Origin of the sequence: Paenibacillus graminis (assembly GCF_000758705.1) — a bacterium.
GTDB lineage: Bacteria > Bacillota > Bacilli > Paenibacillales > Paenibacillaceae > Paenibacillus_AQ > Paenibacillus_AQ graminis.
In genome coordinates this window covers 2,152,155-2,169,258 of sequence record NZ_CP009287.1, presented here as the reverse complement: position 1 = coordinate 2,169,258, position 17,104 = coordinate 2,152,155, and the positions used below count along the sequence as shown (strand labels likewise).

Genomic DNA, 17,104 nt, shown 5'->3' with positions numbered 1-17,104 from the left:
ACACTTCCTGTTGGCTCTTGTATTAATAGCAAATCAGAAGAAAGCGGGGATTGACATGCCACAGAAGCTGGCTATGATTGTGATTCACGGTTTAGGCAAACAGCATGAGGATTTTGCAGATACATTTATCGAGGAAATGCACAGGACCTTCTCGGCGGTAAGCGGAGAAAAAAAGCCCGGGCAGCGAATCGTGATTAAGCCGGTATATTGGGCTTCTGTCTTTGCTAACCGGGAAGAAAAATTAATGAAGACACTGGTGGGACCTCCTTACAATCTGCGCTATAGAGAACTTAGAGAGTTCATGATTCACTACCTGGCGGATGCCGTGGCCTACCAGCCCCTGGATGGCGGGGACGATAATTATGAGGCCATTCATAAAACGATAAGCACGCAATTAAACATACTAAGCGCTGAAGCCGGACCGGATGCACCGCTTTGTGTCATTTCACATAGTCTGGGGACTGTGATTGCAAGCAATTTCTTTTACGATTTGCAGTATGGCCACCGGAAGCCTCCAGTCCTGAATCCGGATTCTGCACTGGAACGGGGGGATACCCTGTCGCTGTTCTATTCCTGTGGAACCACATTGCCATTGTGGGGCTTGCGCTTCCCACAGTTAGACAAGCCGATCCAGGTTCCCAGCAAAGGGTTCTCCGCTCAGCATCCGCAGGTTCCAGGCGAATGGATTAACTTTTACGATAAAGATGATGTGCTGGCCTATCCGCTTAAGAGTATTCACCCTGCATATGATAAGGTTGTGACTGAAGACCGGGACGTCAATGTTGGAACGCTCATCAAAAGCTGGACCCCTTTATGCCACAATGGTTACCTTAAAAGCAGCAGCGTCATAACCCCGATAGCGGAAGGTCTGGATAAACTGTGGAAGCAAATCAACGTTAAGGCACTGCAGCCGCAGGGTTAGCAACGGCCGCTCACAACAGCAGATAAAAGTACAATCATTACTTTACTGGCCCGTTTACCCGTATCCCTCCCCTTTTTCACCTCTAATTCTTGAGCCAGAGGAAGTGCAATCAGCTCATCAATATGCTACCGTAAGAAGTGTACTCCTGGAGACGGCTTCCGGTGAGTTGATCTTACTCAAGCAAAGGAGAGTTATTCACCTATGAAAAGCATTGCTGTTTTTTGCGGGTCACGTGATGGAGCTTCACCCGTCTATAAGGAAAGCGCCCATGCGCTGGGAAAAGTGCTGGCAGAACACGGCATCACCCTGATCTACGGCGGGGCAACCGTCGGCCTCATGGGTGAGGTGGCGGACGCCGCTTTGGAAGCCGGAGGGGACGTGGTCGGGGTTATCCCCCATTTTCTCAAAAGCCGGGAAATCGAACACAAGCATCTCACGGAACTGATCCTGGTGGATTCGATGCATGAACGCAAACTAAAAATGTCGGAGCTGGCTGAAGGCTTTATCGCTTTACCGGGCGGCCCGGGGACGATGGAGGAGTACTTTGAGATTTTTACGTGGGCGCAATTGGGACTGCACCGGAAGCCTTGCGGCATTTTGAATGTACATCATTATTACGATCCGCTGATTGCCCTGTTTGACCAAATGGCCCGGGAACAGTTCATGACGGACATACACCGGTCAATGGTCCTTACCGATGTCTCTCCCGAGGGCATGGTCCGGCAATTCCTGAACTATTCCCCGCCGCCGGTGAAGACGTACCTCACGGATGAGCGTACCTGATTAGTGCAGAACACATAAGTTCTTATAGTTCGTTCAAGTGGAAAAAGTGAACTTAAGTCTTCCCAGTCCGCTCTCCCGGACGCGTTTGTGGGAAAAAGTAGACTTAATCCCGCCTATTCACCCCCTTTCAGGTGAAATTGCTAAGATTAAGTCTACTAATTCCAACTATCACCTATGCAGGAACGCTTTTCCGTCCATTTAAGTTCCCTAATTCCACTTCACTCCTTGAAGCTTTCCGCGCCTGTCCAGATTCTGCGTTCCCCGTTCCTTCCTGCCAAGCAACGCAATCCACCCTTTGTGCATTGTATAATTTCCGCTTACAAACAGGAACGGCTTCGGCATCTATTTAGGGTCAGTGGCGTTTCAGCAAGAAATATAAAGGGCTGTCCTCACCCTGCAGAAAAAACTCTGCGGACGGGACAGCCCTATGTCTGCTGCTTATATTGTGCCTTAGGCCAGCTTGACCAGGCTGTAATTCTTCTTGCCCTTGCGGATGATAATGAAGCGCCCGCCGATGGCGTCTTCAGCCGTCACTTCCACTCCGAGTTCAGTGACGCGCTCCCCATTGAGTGAAATCGCCCCCTTGGTGATATCTTCACGCGCTTGGCGTTTGGACGGCTCAATGCCCAGATCGACCAGCCAATCCACGATATTCTTCGATTCCTTGCCGGATGTGTAGGTCGGCATTTCCTTGAAGCCTTCCTCGATTTCTTCCGCAGTGAGGGAGCGGATGTCTCCGCTGAACAGGGCTGCAGTAATACGCTTCGCCTGTTCCAGCAGCTCCTCGCCATGAACGAAGCGGGTCATTTCTTCGGCCAGCGCCTTCTGCGCTTCACGCTTATGCGGCTCGGTTTGCACCTTTTCCGCCAGCGCTTCGATCTCCTCCCGGGTCAGGAAGGTGAAGTATTTGAGGTATTTCACCACATCGCGGTCGTCGCTGTTGGCCCAGAACTGGTAGAACTCGTATGGTGTCGTTTTTTTCGGATCAAGCCAGATCGCACCGCCTGCGCTTTTGCCAAACTTCGTACCGTCCGATTTAAGCATCAGCGGAATGGTCAGGCCGAATACTTTGGCGTCGGCCCCTTCTTTTTTACGGATCAGGTCCAGGCCGCTTGTGATATTGCCCCATTGGTCAGAACCGCCGACCTGCAGCTGCACATCCTCATGCTGGTACAGGTGCAGGTAGTCCAGAGACTGCAGAATCTGGTAGGAGAATTCCGTGAACGAAATTCCGCTGTCCAGGCGGCTGGAGACAACATCCTTGGCAAGCATGGTGTTGATGCTGAAGTTTTTGCCATAATCTCTCAGGAATTCGATGACGTTCATCTTGTGGGTCCAGTCATAGTTGTTGACCATACGCACCTGATTGTCGCTTTCGGTCACAAACAGCTTCTTCATCTGCGCTGTCAGCGCATCCACATTGGCTTGCACCTGCTCCAGCGTCTGGAGGGAGCGCTCACTCTGCCGTCCGCTCGGATCGCCGATCGTTCCTGTAGCTCCGCCGATCAGGATCACCGGACGGTGTCCGGCAAGCTGGAAGCGTTTCAGCACCATAAAGGGGATGAGATGGCCGATATGCATGCTGTCGCCCGTAGGGTCAACACCGCAATAGAGTGAAACTGACTTGGTATTCGTTAATTCCCGCAGTCCTTCTGCATCCGTCTGCTGGTTAATCGCGTCGCGCCATTCCAATTCATCAATAATGTTCAAGCCAATCCAGCCCCTTTGTCAATATTTCGTATCCATCTGCTGTACGTTGAACCAAGCAGCACTGCAACCTTGTCCGGTAGACCCAAGCGGGTAGAAACGGTTCATCCGTCCTAGAGGGACGCATTCTGTTTCAGCAAGAAATATAAGGGCCGCGAATGGTATGAAACACAGCGCTCCTTATATTTCCGCACAAAAAATCGCCCCTTGTCTATTCAGACACAGGGACGACTATAATTAACCGTGTTACCACCCAGATTGTACGAACGGCCTGACAGGCAGGGTCCGCACCACTCTTAAGCGAGGTATCGTTCGCTTGATTTCCGCTTGGCATTACCCAAGATACTCCAGAGTGTAATTCGCAGTCCATGTGTGTGCCAGGGTTCCATCCCCCCCGGCTTTCTGTGACAGGGACAAAGGCTGCTACTGTCTCGTTCAACGTATGTCAGCTATATGATTACTGAAAGTATAGTCAATTCGAAATTTGTTGTCAATGTTCCGCATATTCTATTCTTTCTTAAGCTGTGAGTAACATGACAATCCTTTTTAAATTTGAATGTTTTTTTATTTTGTTATTATTTTTTTATAGTGATTCCAAAACAAATATTCATATGTTATATTGGATATATATGGGTATTGGAGGTGGTCTGGCCGCGTACCGCACACACTTCTGGGAGTATGCAGATATAGATAGCAAATCCAAATCCGTTAAAGGAGGAACTATCCATGCAAGCGAGCAAGCATTTTTCATTCCGGATTCTTGGTATTTTGGCCCTAACGTTTATCCTCATCCTCTCCCTCTCGATCCCACAGAAGCAGGCGGCAGCAGCAGGAACTTCAGTTAAGGGTTTTCATGTAAGCGGTACCAAATTAATCGATGCCACTGGCAGCCCTTTTGTCATGCGGGGCGTAAATCATGCGCACACCTGGTATAAAAATGACCTGGCTGCAGCCATTCCCGCGATCGCGGCTACCGGCGCAAATACGGTCCGTATTGTACTCTCGAATGGGGGCCAGTGGTCCCTCGACAGCTTGTCCGATGTGCAGAACATCCTCGCACTCTGCGACCAGTACAAGCTGACCGCCATGCTTGAGGTGCATGACGCGACGGGTTCGGACAACGCTTCCGCGCTGAACGCAGCCGTCAATTATTGGATCAGCATCAAGGATGCCCTCATCGGCAGGGAAGACCGGGTCATCGTCAATATCGCCAACGAATGGTTCGGCTCCTGGAGCACGCCGGCCTGGGCCAGCGGCTATCAGTCCGCCATTCCGGCCCTCCGTGCTGCCGGCATCAAGAACACTCTGGTCGTTGATGCTGCCGGCTGGGGGCAGTACCCGTCCTCTATTTTCACAAGCGGGAATGCCGTGTTCAATTCTGATCCCCTTGCGAATACGATCTTCTCCATTCATATGTACGAATATTCCGGCGGGTCAGCCGCCACGGTAAAAAGCAATATCGACAGTGCTCTGGCTATTGGCGTGCCGGTCATCATCGGAGAGTTCGGCTGGAAGCATTCGGGCGGAGACGTCGATGAAGCAGCCATTATGAGCTATTCGCAGGAAAAAGGGGTCGGCTGGCTGGCGTGGTCCTGGTACGGAAACGGCGGCGGAGTTGAATATCTTGATATGGCCAGCGGTCCTGCCGGCAGCCTGTCGGATTGGGGTAAATCCGTTGTGAACGGCCCCTATGGCACTAAGGCAACTTCCGTGCTCAACACAATCTATACCACCCCTGGTTATGTGCCTGTACCCGACAACGGGACAACACCTACACCTACACCTTCGTCAACGGCTACAGCTACACCTACTGCTACACCGACACCTACTGCTACACCAACACCTACTGCGACCGTTACGCCCTCCGCGACTCCAACAGCTGCACCCGGAGCGCTTGCACTGTACTACCGGGCGGAGGATACAAATGTGAACGACAACCAGATCAAACCCCATTTCAATATCACAAACAACAGCAGCTCCGCCGTCAGTCTAAGCGGGCTGAAGATCCGTTACTATTTCACCAAAGACGGAACACAGGCGTTAAACGGCGCAATAGATTGGGCACAGCTGGGTGCAGCCCATATTACACTTGCCTTTGGAACGGCCAATGCGGCGTCTGCGGATTCCTACGTGGAAGTCGGCTTTACCCCCGAGGCGGGAAGTCTCCATGCCGGAGAACAGACCGGGGATATTCAGCTGCGTTTGTTCAAGAGCGACTGGAGTAATTTTAACGAAAACAACGACTACTCCTTCGATGCGGCCAAAACAGCCTACAGCCTCTGGGACCATGTTACACTGTACCAAAACGGCACTCTGGTTTCGGGTGTACAGCCCTAAGCACGTGCGTATACAATCTGAGTCTGTGTAAAATCCCCCCACAAGCGTGAAAAAAGGGGAGTACCGGCAGCCGCTTGCGGTTTGCGGTGCTTCCCTTTTTGCAGCTCTGCTGACTTCCGCCGGAACAAGAGTCCGCCTCCGATTCTTCAAAACAAGACCGTCTGGTGTATAATGCAAGAAGCATCATTGCTTATCCACCAGATTACGGTACATACAAGACACTTTCTCCAATACTATAAGATCAGCGGACCCGTGCTTAAGCGTCCCTGCAGAAAAGAGGTTATCATCATGACATTATCTGCTTATTCCACTTATGATGCGCTGGGACTTGCCGCGCTGGTCCGGGCCCGCGAAGTCTCGCCGCGCGAGCTTGTAGAGGCCGCATTCGCCAGACTGGACGAGGTGAATCCGCTCCTGAACGCCGTTGTCCGCACCCGCCGTGAAGCGGCTCTGAAGGAAGCCGATGCGATGCCGCCGGATGATCCGTCCCGGCCGTTTGCCGGCGTCCCGTTTCTGCTGAAGGATATCTCCCAGGCGATCGGCGGCGAACCGCTGACCTCAGGCGCCCTGCTGCTGAAGGACAATATCGCCAAGCGGGATTCCAATTATGTCGCCCGCATCAGAGCCGGGGGCTTTATTCCTCTGGGGCACACGAATACCCCCGAGTTCGGGCTAAAAAACATCACCGAGCCGCTCCTGCACGGGCCTGCCCGGAATCCATGGAATACGGACCGCTCGCCCGGAGGCTCCAGCGGCGGGGCCGCCGCAGCGGTAGCCTCCGGTATCGTACCGGCGGCGGGTGCCAGCGACGGCGGCGGTTCGATCCGCATCCCGGCCTCCTTCACCGGCCTGTTCGGGCTGAAGCCGACGCGCGGGCGCACGCCGGTAGGGCCGGGAGTCGGCCGCCAGTGGCAGGGGGCCTCGATTGACTTTGCGCTGACGCGCTCCGTGCGCGACAGTGCGGCCATGCTTGACCTGCTGCAGACCCTGCAGCCGGAGGCCGCGTTTCAGACGCCGCTGTATCCGGGCGTCTTCCGGGACGACCTTATGAAGCCCCTGCAGCGCAAGCTGCGGGTTGCTTATACAACCGCCTCCCCTGTCGGAACGCCGGTCTCCGGGGAGGCCGCGGCGGCGGTGCTAAAAACCGTAAAATGGCTGCAGGCCGAAGGCCATGAGGTTGAAGAAAAGCTGAGTCCGGTAAATGGCGTGTGGCTGATGGAGAACTACTATACGATGAACGCCGGAGAGGTAGCAGCGATGTTCCTGTCTCTGGAAAATGATATGGGACGCAGCATTGCGGCTCATGAAGTGGACATCGTGACCTGGGTGCTTGGCGAAGCCGGTAAAAAAGTCTCGGCCGCCGAGTTCGTGCACAGCCTGAACGAATGGGATGTGGCTGCTGCCCAGATGGCGGGCCTGCTAAGCCGCTATGACCTGTACATCACACCTGCCAATGCGGATTCTGCGCCTGAAATCGGTGAGCTTACCCATCAGCAGGAGGAGATTGAGGCTTTGCTGCATGTAAGTGAGCTGCCGAAGGAAGCACAGCGGCGGATGATCTACGAGATGTTCGAGCCTAGTCTGACATATACACCTTTTACCCAGCTCGCCAATCTGACGGGTCAGCCCGCAATGAGCGTCCCTCTGCACCTTACACCGGCAGGCCTGCCGATCGGGGTTCAAGTGATAGCCTCCAAAGGCCGCGAGGATCTGCTGCTGCAGATGGCCGCCCAGTTGGAACAATCGGAGCTATGGGTGGGGATGAAGGGGAACCCGCTGTTTCCTTAACTCACATGAATGCATTTTCTGCAGCAGAAAGTATATATTTCTGCGGTAAATCTCAATCTGCTGCATTTTGTGCAATTGGTTTCTGTGATTTCGCCTCCAAAGGGCCTTTTCTCAGGAATCTACTGTACAGAATGCAGCAGATACTTTTTCCGGCTGATGTGGGATCAATCTGTTGCTGAATGTGCGGCAGATTCTCTTCTCCGGCTGACTGGGGGAACGTTCTGTTGCTGAATGTGCAGCCGTTTATCCCCTCCATTACTTCACTGACGGGCAGCCGCCCCTTTACCCGGAAGACTCATTTAGTCCCAGCCGCAGGCATTTCATCTTGGAGTACCTGTAACCCGCAGCCTCGTAAAAATGCAGCGCCCGTGTGTTACCGGCGTCAGCAAGCAGCGTGATCCGCAAAAAACCGTTCGCCTTCGCATACTCCACAATCCGTTCCATAAAAAACCGTCCGCTCCCTCTTCCGCGCTCAGCCGCAGATACAATAAAATCCTCCAGCATGATGACCGGCCCGCCTTCAAAGGTGCTGAAGCCAAAAGCCAGGTTCACCATCCCCACTACTTTTCCATCTCTCTTCAGCAGCAGCAGTACGCCCCGGTCCGGATGGTTCAGAATCAGCTCCAGCCCGGCCTTCTGCTTATCCATATCGCAGGCACCGGCAAAATCCGCTTCCAGGGCGAACAGCTCGCTAAGCAGCGCGCTCATGGCTTCCAAATCCTCTATTCCGGCTGAGCCTATTGTCAGCATAGTTTCATCCATCCCTTCCCATGCTAATTGGGTTTCTCCTATGATAAGGGATGTTCAGCCTTTTCACTGTGACTTTTGGGAGGTGCAGGATGCAGGCACCCCGCCCGGTTACATTGTGGGAAGACCCCGGGGGCTGGACTGCCACAGCCTGAGGGATTGCTGCTGCAGACCAACAGCTCTTTCAATTGATTGTCCTTAGTTGTAAAAAAGGACACTTAAATCAGCTGCACCAGCTGAATCCGCGATAGCCAAAAACCCCGAATTCAGAGGTATTTATACCTCTCATTTCACTCCGTAGCCCAGAAACTCTCTATCAAGGGTTTCACCGTTCAGTGGGGCTACGTGCTTACCCTCCATTAAATTTCTGCCCGCCGCCGTTTGTCTCAATCAATCTTCTGTATAGAGAAGACGACAAACTGAAAGCGGCCGCCCCCTCTATGTTCCGCAGCGTCCTCACCCTGCCCTCTTCAAAAAATCAAGAAAAAATGCTCACCACAGGATTACCAATTACCTACTTGCCAAGCCGGCACCAATGACTTCCATGAAGGCGGGACGGTTTAGGATATAAATGATTAGAGGGGCTGGGGTCTTTCACTTTCTATACAAAAACCCCGAGGGGATATAACCCTCTCAGGGTTCCGAACTTCTCTCAAGCTTTCTTAAGCTCGTCCAAGCTCACTTAGGCTCACCCAAGCTCACCTAATCCCACCACCTAATCCACCTAATCTCTACCAATCTCCCTCAAGCTCTCGCAAATCAAAGCAACTGTACAGCTACACCGGCTCTTCGACAGGCTGCTCCTCAACGGACTGAAGATTATCGAGCAGCCGGGGCTTCACTTCGTTCACCACTTCCTGGAACCGGTCGCACAGAAAAATCAGCTGATCGATTTCCTTCCGGCCCACTTTCTCGATGATCTCATTTAGAACACCGGAATAACGGGCCAAATTCATCTGCAGAACGGCCTGGCCTTTCTCCGTTAGACAAATATAGATCACTCTGCGGTCCGAGGTGGACATCACCCGCCGGGTATATCCTTTCTCTTCCATGCTGCTGATCATTTGCGAAGCGGTAGGCCTGCTGATCTGGAGCAGCTCGCTTAATTTGGAGATCATCACCCCTGGGCAGGATTGCTTCTCCTGCTCCGCTTTTTGCATGCTGGCATTAATCACGAACATTGTCAAAAATTCCGCACGCGGAATGGAGGCAAACAGTTGGGGACGCATAGTCAGACGTTTTATATTTTCCAGTGCAATGAGCAGCTTTCTCTCTTGACTGTCCTGGGTATCCATAGGGCACCTCCGGTTAATGGTTGGGAGCAGAGGACGGAAAACAACCTCATTTTATTTAGATTACCTACCTATTTTATAAAAATCAAGAAAAACCCGCCCGGAATTCATTAAATTTAATAAAATATTTAGTTGTACTATGCTTTTATTTTATGTATGATACATAAAAGAATAAAAGATAGTTTGGCTACCTAATTAGAATTAAGGAGAGGAATCATTGTGGAGCATCTCACGCAAAAGAAAAAAGTTACCATCATGATCGCATTAATGGCAGCCATGTTTTTCGCGGCAATCAATCAGACGATTGTGGGCACCGCGATGCCGCGCATTATTGCGATGCTCGGAGGAATTGAGCATTACACCTGGGTCATCACCATCTACATGCTCACCTCCACGATCGCCACCGTGCTTGTCGGCAAGCTGTCCGACATTTATGGACGAAAACCGTTCCTGCTTGCCGGGATTATTATTTTCGTAATCGGGGCTTTCCTGTCGGGACTGTCGGCCGACATCTTTCAAATGATCACTTACCGCGGAATTCAGGGGATCGGCGGCGGGATTCTGATGTCCGCGACTGTAACTGCCGTAGGGGATTTGTTTGCTCCAAGGGAAAGAGCCAAGTGGACGGGAATTATGATGGCAATGTTCGGATTCTCCAGCGTCATCGGGCCTACCCTCGGGGGCTTCATGATTGACCATATGGCCTGGAAATGGATCTTCTGGATCTTCCTGCCGCTGGGCATCGTGGCCTTTGTTATGATCTGGAGAATGTTTCCCAAAACAACACGCGCCGCTTCCGAGTCTATCGACTATCTGGGATCGGTCTTCCTCTCGCTGAGCATTGTGGCCCTGCTGCTCGGATTCTCCTGGGCAGGCACACAATATGACTGGGGGTCGCCGCAAATTCTCAGCCTGTTCGCAGCAGCGGTGGTCTTCGCGGTCATTCTTATTCTGGTTGAGCGAAAAGCCAAAAGCCCGGTGCTGCCGCTCTCGCTGTTCAAAAATTCGATTATTTCCCTGTCGATGATTATCGGCTTCCTGATGAACGCCGGCATGATGGGCGCTATGATCTATCTGCCGTTTTTCGTGCAGGGCGTGGAAGGTGTATCGCCTACCAATTCCGGCTTCATCAATATGCCGATGTCCCTGATGATGATTGTGCTGAGCACACTGGTCGGCCGCTGGATTTCCAAATCGGGAAAATACAAGCGTTATGCCCTGATCGGCATGCCGTTTATGGTCGCGGCGATGCTTATCATGGCCTTTATGAACAGTATTGCAATGGCCGTGGCCAGCATGATCATCTTCGGGATTGGTCTGGGGCTTGCCATGCCGGTATTTACATTGACCGTGCAAAATGCAGTTGCACCAGCCATGCTGGGTGTCGCTACTGCAACCTCCACGCTGTTCCGCAACCTGGGCGGCACGATCGGCATTACTATTATGGGCACGGTCATGAACACAACCTTGTCGCATAAGCTGGAGAACGCGGTCAGCTCCGGACAGGGTCCCGATATGTCCAAACTTGATGCGGAATCCGCCCGGCAGCTGTCGGCATTTATGAATCCGCAAATGCTGCTGGATCAGCCCAAGCTGAAGGAGCTGCATGCTACACTGCCTGAACAGATCCAGCCTCTGTTCAACCAGCTGATTGAGATGCTGCGGTCCGCTCTGAGCGATTCCTTGACAGTTGTATTCCTTAGCGGTACAGCGCTTCTGGTTATTGCGGCACTTCTGGTAGTATTCCTCAAAGAGATTCCGCTGCGGTCGGGCGAAGCGAGAACAGAGATCAAAGCCGGGGAAAAAGCGGCAGACAGCAAGCTGAAGGAACAGGCGCCTGCTGTGCAATAAGCAAGGATGGCAGTCTTTCGGGAGAGATGTCCCTCAACAGCGTAAGCTGCGGGACATCTCTTTTTCATATATGCGGGGGTTAAAATTCGTCCTGCCGGTTGTTCAACTGTTCAAAATATTCATAGACGCCGTTCAACAGCTGCCTAAGGGTGTCGCTCGGCTCCTTGCCCAGATAATCAATCATTCCTTTAAAGGTTTCATGAGTTCTCACCATCACCAGCTCTGCCAGGCGCTCCCCCCGGTCCGTCAGCGTAATCTCGCTGATCCGGCGGTCCTGGGCATCTGTAGTGCGGAGGGCGTATCCTTGGGAAATCAGACTATTGACCATTTGGGTAACCGTGGGAGAAGTAACCTTAAGCTGCTTGCTGAGGTCGGAGACGGTCTGTCCTTTTCTGCCCTCCCGTTCATTTCCCTGTCTGATCGATACCAGCATCCGGAGCTCGCTTGGCTTCAGACTGGATATGGAGTTCCTGCGCCAGTTCAACCGGGAAAATTGCTGGAACGCTTCAATTAAAGCATCAATATTCTCATAGCTGTCCATTTCGTCTGTCATCGGTACACCTCATATGCTCAATTATCATTAGTAATTATAGCCTAAACGCTTCGTAAAAAAAATCGCCGCGCACAGGGGCAGGCTCGTCTTATTCTGATGCTTCTTCAAGAATGGCCGCATTAAATTTCCGCAATAATTCTCCAAAAATCACACGTTCCCCCTCGCTCCAGCTGCTGAGCATTTTGCCGATGCTGTCCTGCCGCGCCTTCTTGTTCTCGTTCAGCACTTCGAGGCCCGCTTCCGTCATCTCCAGCGAATAAGCCCGCCCGTCAACCGGGTCAGGGATACGCCTTACATACCCTTTTTGCTCAAGCGCTGCCGCCTGTCTGCTGACCGTGGAAATATCCAAGTGGAATTCATCGGACAGCGCCTTCACCCCGGCCGAGCCGTGGGAGTCGATTTGATACAGCAGCAGATAGGCGGAGCGGTCCAGGTTGCCGATTTTTTTATAAGTGGTCATTGAAACCAGGCGGCGCACCAGAATCGCCATTTCCAGTTCAATGACGTCAACTGTATTGTTCATGAAGTTGTATCCTTTCTTCTCAAGTTGAATCTATATATTATGATCATTGACATTACCATCCCCGCTTGTATAATACAAGTATATACTTTCATTATACAAGTTATTTTCCGGAATGATAAGCTGTGGAGGGACATTATGAAAGCTCATGAATTTATGATCAGGCAAGTATACAAAGTCAAGGAAGCCGATACGGTGCGGACCTTTATCGAACGCTGTATTCAGTTCCGGATCAGCGGCATGCCTGTGGTCAATGATAGAAATGAAATTGTCGCCTATTTAAGCGATGGGGATATCATGCGTTATATCGGCAGACATGAAGATCTGATCGTCGATTCTTTTTTTCAGATCAATGTATTCGTGGGTGATAATGAGGAGTTCGAGGAGCGTACCCGCAGACTGCTGGACCTGAATGTAATGGCAATCGCCAAGAAGAAGGTCATCACCGTTCCCTGGGACGAAGATATTGAAAGAATTGCAACCATTCTCGGCAAAAAACAGATCAAAAAAGTCCCGGTCGAGCGGAACCGGGTCCTTGTCGGCATTATCAGCCGCGGCGATGTCATCCGCCATAGCTTTAAAACCCTGCTCTAACCCGGATCGGGCCTTCCGGCCGGTGCGGTCTCCGGCTGCCTGTCAACAGATGTACCTGTTCAGCCGGAGCCGCTTCAGCTTTTCCTGTTTCATGTTAACCCCGCACTCCACACGCTAGAGGCCTCTTCCTTATTCCTCCGGCTCCCGGCCGCACAGCCCATAGAAAAAGATATGGAACAGCTCATCCAGGAAACTCTCCTTGTCCTTATGATTCGCCACACTCTCCAGCATTTCCCCGGAGCTCTTGATATACATCTGGATCATCACCATCACCGCTTCCACGGACACCTTTTGCGAAATTTCTCCGCTGGCCTTGCCTTCCTCCACCATTTGGACCATCAGTGGCATGACCCTGTCATCATACTGCTGCTGGATATACTGGTACATGGCCTGATCGTCGAACATGATCTCTTTGACAAGCGCAGGATCCAGGGTAGAGTAGGTTTCCTTATCCTTAAAAATAAAATAAGTAATCCGCTCCTTCAAGGTTTTCTGCTGCCGCATCTCTTCTTCGAACTCCAGAAGGGATTCCTCCACAAAATCCTTGAAGGACTCGCTGATCAGCGCCTCCTTGCTGCCAAAATAATTATAAATCGTCACCTGGGACACCCCTGCCGCCTTGGCAATATCGGCGATTCGCAGACGTTTCAGCTCCCATGTCTTCAGCAGCTCCATCGTTGACTTCATGATTTTATTTTTGATCAGGGCTGCTCTCTTCTCAAAACCGTTCATCTTCGTCCTCCTAAGCGGCTTGTATAGAAAATATGCTATTCCAAAAATAATGAAATATAAAATATAAATAATTTCATAATTATATTGACTTCGCGTAATCCCGGGACTATTATAACATATGAAATAATCAAGCGATAATATTTCATCATTTGTTGCGGAGGTGGCGTCATGCTGAAGGTTGAAGGGCTCAGCAAGCGGTTTTCAAATGGCAGAGGCATTGACAATGTATCATTCACAGTTCATCAAGGCGAGGTGTTCGGATTCCTGGGACCGAACGGGGCAGGGAAATCCACAACCATCCGGCATATTATGGGGTTCATGCAGCCGGATCGTGGTTCAGTAACCATCGGCGGGCTCGATGCCTGGAAGGGACAGGGAACGGTGCAGAAGCTGACCGGGTATCTGCCGGGAGAGATTAACTTTATCGACGGTATGACCGGCACAAGCTTTCTTAATTTCATGACCTCGATGCAGGGAGTGAAGGACACCTCCAAGCGTGACCGCCTGATCCAGCGCCTGCAATTCGATGCCGCCACACCGATCCGCAAAATGTCCAAAGGCATGAAACAGAAGGTCGGCATTGTGGCCGCCTTCATGCACAGCCCGAAGCTCATTATTCTGGATGAGCCGACCTCCGGTCTGGACCCGCTGATGCAGCGGGTATTTATTGAGCTGGTATTGGAGGAAAAAGCAGCGGGAACCACCTTTCTGATGTCCTCGCACAGCTTTCAGGAGATTGAACGCACCTGCGACCGGGCGGCGATTATCAAGGACGGCCGGATTGTCACCGTCAAAAATATCCACGAGCTGCAGTCCATGCAGCGCAAGCTGTTTGAAGTAGTCTTTGCAGCACAGGAGGATGCCGCGCAGTTTGCCGCTTCGGGACTGCAGGTCGAATCGCATGAGGGCAACCGGGTACGGATCGCCATTCAGGGCGATTATGCGGCATTTACACAGGAGCTGGCCCGATATGCCGTACGCAGCATCGACATCTCTACGCAGAATCTGGAGGACATTTTCATGAACTATTATGACCGGGACCGCGAGGTGAATGCAGAATGAACTTTTCACTCTATAAAGAAATGATGCGGGTCAATTTGAAGGGGATTTTGAATTACGCCATGGGTTCAGCCTTTTATATGCTGTTCATGATCTGGCTGTATCCCGGTCTGGGCGGCAGTACAGCAGCCATAGATGAACTGGTCAAGGCAATGCCGGAAGGCGTAGGCAATGCGTTCGGGCTGAACAGCGGCTTCGCAAGCGCCGAGGCTTTTATCTCCGGGGAATATTACGGGCTTATTCTGGTTCTGATCCTGTCCATCGTCTCCGTACAGCTCTCCACCCAGCTAATCGCCCGGCTTGTGGACCGGGGGTCCATGGCCTATCTGCTGGCCACTCCGACCACGCGCCGCAAGGTGGCCTTCACGCAAGGCATGGTGCTGGTCACCTCTCTCTTCATTATATTGGCGGTTACCCTGCTGTCGGGGTTTGCCGGAAAAAGCTGGTTTCTCGGCACCAAATATGAATTCGACATGGGCCGCTTCACCCAGCTGAATACAGTGGCCTTTCTGTTGTTTTTTGCTATTGGCGGACTGTGCTTTCTGATCTCCTGCGCCTGCAATGACGAGAAGAAGGCACTTGGAATCTCCGGCGTGGTCACTTTCGGCTTCTTCACACTCGACCTGCTAGGCAAAATCAGCGGCAAGCTCGACGTGCTGCGCTACTTCACCCTGTTCAGCTTCTACCGCCCCGCCCATATTGTGCAGGGCACAGCCGAAGTTACGCAGATTTGTCTCTGGCTGCTGCTGATCGGCCTTGCGGCTTTTGCCGCAGGCATCCAGATCTTCCGGCGGCGGGACCTGCCGCTGTAAGTGAATCAGATGGCGCTGCTTAAGCAGCGTCTGCACCGGGCAGCACGCCCCTCCGGCCATGGCCGGAGGGGCGCTTCTTTTGCTGAAATGTAACGTTCAGTTGCGGCCCCCTCCTTTTTGTGTCATTGTAAGATCAGGTTTAGAATTGACCTCTTTACCTGATCGGGATACTTATTAATAAGGAGAGACCCTTGTGCTGCCTATTCATGAACTTATTCCTAATTCCAGAACCAAAGATATGTACTTATCTGTCCGAAAAAAAGGGACCGTATCCAAACAAACACTGCTGGAGGAAAGCGGCCTGACTGTCAGCACCTTGACCCGGATTCTTGACGAGCTGCTTGCCCAGAACCTGCTGCTGGAGGTAGGCTTCGGGGAATCTACGGGCGGCAGACGGCCCACCCTGTATGAAACTAATCCAACCTATGGCTATGTCTTCGGCCTGGAAATCTCCCGGACGTTTTCCAAGCTTGTGCTTGCTGATCTCCATCTAAATCTCCTGGATGAATATTCATGGACTATGGATGAACATGCCACGCCGGAACGCCTGATCGAATCGGTTCATGCCCAGGTGCTGCACATGCTGGAGCAAACCTCCATTGACATCAGCCAAGTTATCGGGCTTGGTATCGGAGCCGTCGGCCCCTTGGACCGCAAGGAAGGAACGATTCTGCAGCCAGCCGGCTTTGCAGCTCCGGGCTGGTCGCAGGTGCCGGTCAGAGAACGGCTGGAGCAGCTTCTTGATGTGCCGGTGTGTCTGGATAATGGAGCCAATACCGCACTGCTTGGCGAATATTGGGCCAGCGGCGACCGGCGGCAGCATCAGCTGCTCTATCTCCATGCCGGGATCGGGCTGCGCTCTGCGATTATGAACGAAGGCCGGATTCTTTATGGTGTCATCGACACGGAAGGGGCTGTCGGCCAGATGATCATTGAGAGCTCCGGCGTTCCTTCCAGCGTGCCGGGGGGCAATTCCGGCGCATGGGAATCCTATGTTTCTATCCGCACCCTGGAAATGCAGGCCCGGGAGGAATGGAAACGCGGCAGACCCACCTTGCTCCGTGAGCTGGCCGACCGCCCGGAGGACATTGAATTTGCACATTTAATTGAAGCGTTGCAGGCCGGGGATTCCGTGGTAAATGGCATATTCGGGCAGGCTGCGGCCTATTGCGGCATTGGTCTGGCCAATCTGATTAATGTTCTCCATCCGGAGGAAGTCATTCTGGGCGGCCCCCTGTTCTCGGCTGCGGATTTTTTCTTTCAGGAAGCCACAAGGACAGCCCTCGAAAGGACCTATTACCGGGAGCAATACAAGGTCCGCTTCACTCAGGGCAGCTTAAGCGACACAGCCGTCGCCGCCGGGGCGGCCGCCCTCATACTGAATCAGCTTACCGGTTGAGGATGGTG

General features: G+C 52.3%; 15 protein-coding genes. 9 read left to right on the top strand and 6 right to left on the bottom strand.

Features of this window, described 5'->3' with window-relative positions; translation table 11 throughout:
* The first annotated feature begins 55 nt into the window (after positions 1 to 55).
* Together PGRAT_RS08845 and PGRAT_RS08840 are read left to right on the top strand one after the other, a co-directional pair.
* Positions 56 to 922, top strand: a complete 867-nt coding sequence (locus PGRAT_RS08845) for a hypothetical protein (protein ID WP_025708026.1) — start codon at positions 56 to 58, stop codon at positions 920 to 922.
* Between the two features lie 201 nt (positions 923 to 1,123).
* Positions 1,124 to 1,705, top strand: coding sequence for an LOG family protein (locus tag PGRAT_RS08840; protein WP_025708025.1), 582 nt, complete (start codon positions 1,124 to 1,126; stop codon positions 1,703 to 1,705).
* Between the two features lie 450 nt (positions 1,706 to 2,155).
* Here the strand turns inward: PGRAT_RS08840 and tyrS are convergent, their stop codons facing one another.
* A complete protein-coding gene (gene tyrS / locus PGRAT_RS08835; RefSeq protein ID WP_025708024.1) occupies positions 2,156 to 3,415 on the bottom strand; it encodes a tyrosine--tRNA ligase in 1,260 nt (419 codons plus the stop codon).
* Between the two features lie 723 nt (positions 3,416 to 4,138).
* Here tyrS and PGRAT_RS08830 point away from each other — a divergent pair.
* Both PGRAT_RS08830 and PGRAT_RS08825 read left to right on the top strand, forming a co-directional pair.
* Positions 4,139 to 5,749, top strand: coding sequence for a cellulose binding domain-containing protein (locus PGRAT_RS08830; RefSeq protein WP_042266414.1), 1,611 nt, complete (start codon positions 4,139 to 4,141; stop codon positions 5,747 to 5,749).
* A 288-nt stretch (positions 5,750 to 6,037) separates the two neighbouring features.
* Entirely contained in the window at positions 6,038 to 7,537 is a 1,500-nt protein-coding gene (locus PGRAT_RS08825; protein ID WP_042266413.1) for an amidase, read from the top strand.
* Positions 7,538 to 7,819: 282 nt separating this feature from the next.
* Here the strand turns inward: PGRAT_RS08825 and PGRAT_RS08815 are convergent, their stop codons facing one another.
* Both PGRAT_RS08815 and PGRAT_RS08810 read right to left on the bottom strand, forming a co-directional pair.
* The gene (locus PGRAT_RS08815; RefSeq protein WP_162165056.1) at positions 7,820 to 8,287 is read right to left on the bottom strand and encodes a GNAT family N-acetyltransferase; all 468 of its coding nucleotides are present in this window, start codon (positions 8,285 to 8,287) and stop codon (positions 7,820 to 7,822) included.
* Between the two features lie 773 nt (positions 8,288 to 9,060).
* Positions 9,061 to 9,579: a MarR family winged helix-turn-helix transcriptional regulator gene (locus PGRAT_RS08810; RefSeq protein ID WP_025703382.1), complete on the bottom strand. Its 519-nt coding sequence runs from the start codon at positions 9,577 to 9,579 to the stop codon at positions 9,061 to 9,063.
* A gap of 216 nt (positions 9,580 to 9,795) precedes the next feature.
* Here PGRAT_RS08810 and PGRAT_RS08805 point away from each other — a divergent pair, with 216 nt between their 5' ends.
* Positions 9,796 to 11,427 carry an MDR family MFS transporter gene (locus PGRAT_RS08805; RefSeq protein WP_025703383.1) on the top strand — a complete coding sequence of 544 codons (1,632 nt, stop codon included), beginning with the start codon at positions 9,796 to 9,798 and terminating at the stop codon, positions 11,425 to 11,427.
* Positions 11,428 to 11,506: 79 nt separating this feature from the next.
* Here the strand turns inward: PGRAT_RS08805 and PGRAT_RS08800 are convergent, their stop codons facing one another.
* Together PGRAT_RS08800 and PGRAT_RS08795 are read right to left on the bottom strand one after the other, a co-directional pair.
* Positions 11,507 to 11,980, bottom strand: a complete 474-nt coding sequence (locus tag PGRAT_RS08800) for a MarR family winged helix-turn-helix transcriptional regulator (protein ID WP_025703384.1) — start codon at positions 11,978 to 11,980, stop codon at positions 11,507 to 11,509.
* A gap of 88 nt (positions 11,981 to 12,068) precedes the next feature.
* The gene (locus PGRAT_RS08795; RefSeq protein WP_025703385.1) at positions 12,069 to 12,503 is read right to left on the bottom strand and encodes a MarR family winged helix-turn-helix transcriptional regulator; all 435 of its coding nucleotides are present in this window, start codon (positions 12,501 to 12,503) and stop codon (positions 12,069 to 12,071) included.
* Between the two features lie 135 nt (positions 12,504 to 12,638).
* On the opposite strand from PGRAT_RS08795, the gene PGRAT_RS08790 reads away from it, so the two are divergent.
* A complete protein-coding gene (locus PGRAT_RS08790; protein WP_025703386.1) occupies positions 12,639 to 13,094 on the top strand; it encodes a CBS domain-containing protein in 456 nt (151 codons plus the stop codon).
* 129 nt (positions 13,095 to 13,223) lie between these two features.
* Here PGRAT_RS08790 and PGRAT_RS08785 read toward each other — a convergent pair whose 3' ends face one another.
* Positions 13,224 to 13,826: a TetR/AcrR family transcriptional regulator gene (locus PGRAT_RS08785; protein ID WP_025703387.1), complete on the bottom strand. Its 603-nt coding sequence runs from the start codon at positions 13,824 to 13,826 to the stop codon at positions 13,224 to 13,226.
* A 168-nt stretch (positions 13,827 to 13,994) separates the two neighbouring features.
* On the opposite strand from PGRAT_RS08785, the gene PGRAT_RS08780 reads away from it, so the two are divergent.
* From PGRAT_RS08780 to PGRAT_RS08770, 3 genes are all read left to right on the top strand, one after another.
* Complete coding sequence (locus PGRAT_RS08780) at positions 13,995 to 14,888, top strand: ABC transporter ATP-binding protein (protein ID WP_025703388.1); 894 nt, start codon at positions 13,995 to 13,997, stop codon at positions 14,886 to 14,888.
* Entirely contained in the window at positions 14,885 to 15,697 is an 813-nt protein-coding gene (locus PGRAT_RS08775; RefSeq protein WP_042266410.1) for an ABC transporter permease subunit, read from the top strand. The genes PGRAT_RS08780 and PGRAT_RS08775 overlap by 4 nt, the downstream gene beginning before the upstream one ends.
* 193 nt (positions 15,698 to 15,890) lie before the next feature.
* Positions 15,891 to 17,096 (top strand): ROK family protein, encoded by a 1,206-nt coding sequence (locus PGRAT_RS08770; RefSeq protein ID WP_025703966.1) that lies wholly within the window; start codon positions 15,891 to 15,893, stop codon positions 17,094 to 17,096.
* Positions 17,097 to 17,104: the final 8 nt, after the last annotated feature.

Excerpts from the sequence above, each read along its gene's own strand:
- PGRAT_RS08825 (WP_042266413.1), top strand. The coding sequence starts at position 6,038 with ATGACATTATCTGCTTATTCCACTTATGATGCGCTGGGACTTGCCGCG.
- PGRAT_RS08785 (WP_025703387.1), bottom strand. The coding sequence starts at position 13,826 with ATGAACGGTTTTGAGAAGAGAGCAGCCCTGATCAAAAATAAAATCATG.
- PGRAT_RS08790 (WP_025703386.1), top strand. The coding sequence starts at position 12,639 with ATGAAAGCTCATGAATTTATGATCAGGCAAGTATACAAAGTCAAGGAA.
- PGRAT_RS08815 (WP_162165056.1), bottom strand. The coding sequence starts at position 8,287 with ATGCTGACAATAGGCTCAGCCGGAATAGAGGATTTGGAAGCCATGAGC.
- PGRAT_RS08845 (WP_025708026.1), top strand. The coding sequence starts at position 56 with ATGCCACAGAAGCTGGCTATGATTGTGATTCACGGTTTAGGCAAACAG.
- PGRAT_RS08775 (WP_042266410.1), top strand. The coding sequence starts at position 14,885 with ATGAACTTTTCACTCTATAAAGAAATGATGCGGGTCAATTTGAAGGGG.
- PGRAT_RS08780 (WP_025703388.1), top strand. The coding sequence starts at position 13,995 with ATGCTGAAGGTTGAAGGGCTCAGCAAGCGGTTTTCAAATGGCAGAGGC.
- PGRAT_RS08840 (WP_025708025.1), top strand. The coding sequence starts at position 1,124 with ATGAAAAGCATTGCTGTTTTTTGCGGGTCACGTGATGGAGCTTCACCC.
- PGRAT_RS08800 (WP_025703384.1), bottom strand. The coding sequence starts at position 11,980 with ATGACAGACGAAATGGACAGCTATGAGAATATTGATGCTTTAATTGAA.
- PGRAT_RS08795 (WP_025703385.1), bottom strand. The coding sequence starts at position 12,503 with ATGAACAATACAGTTGACGTCATTGAACTGGAAATGGCGATTCTGGTG.
- PGRAT_RS08810 (WP_025703382.1), bottom strand. The coding sequence starts at position 9,579 with ATGGATACCCAGGACAGTCAAGAGAGAAAGCTGCTCATTGCACTGGAA.
- PGRAT_RS08830 (WP_042266414.1), top strand. The coding sequence starts at position 4,139 with ATGCAAGCGAGCAAGCATTTTTCATTCCGGATTCTTGGTATTTTGGCC.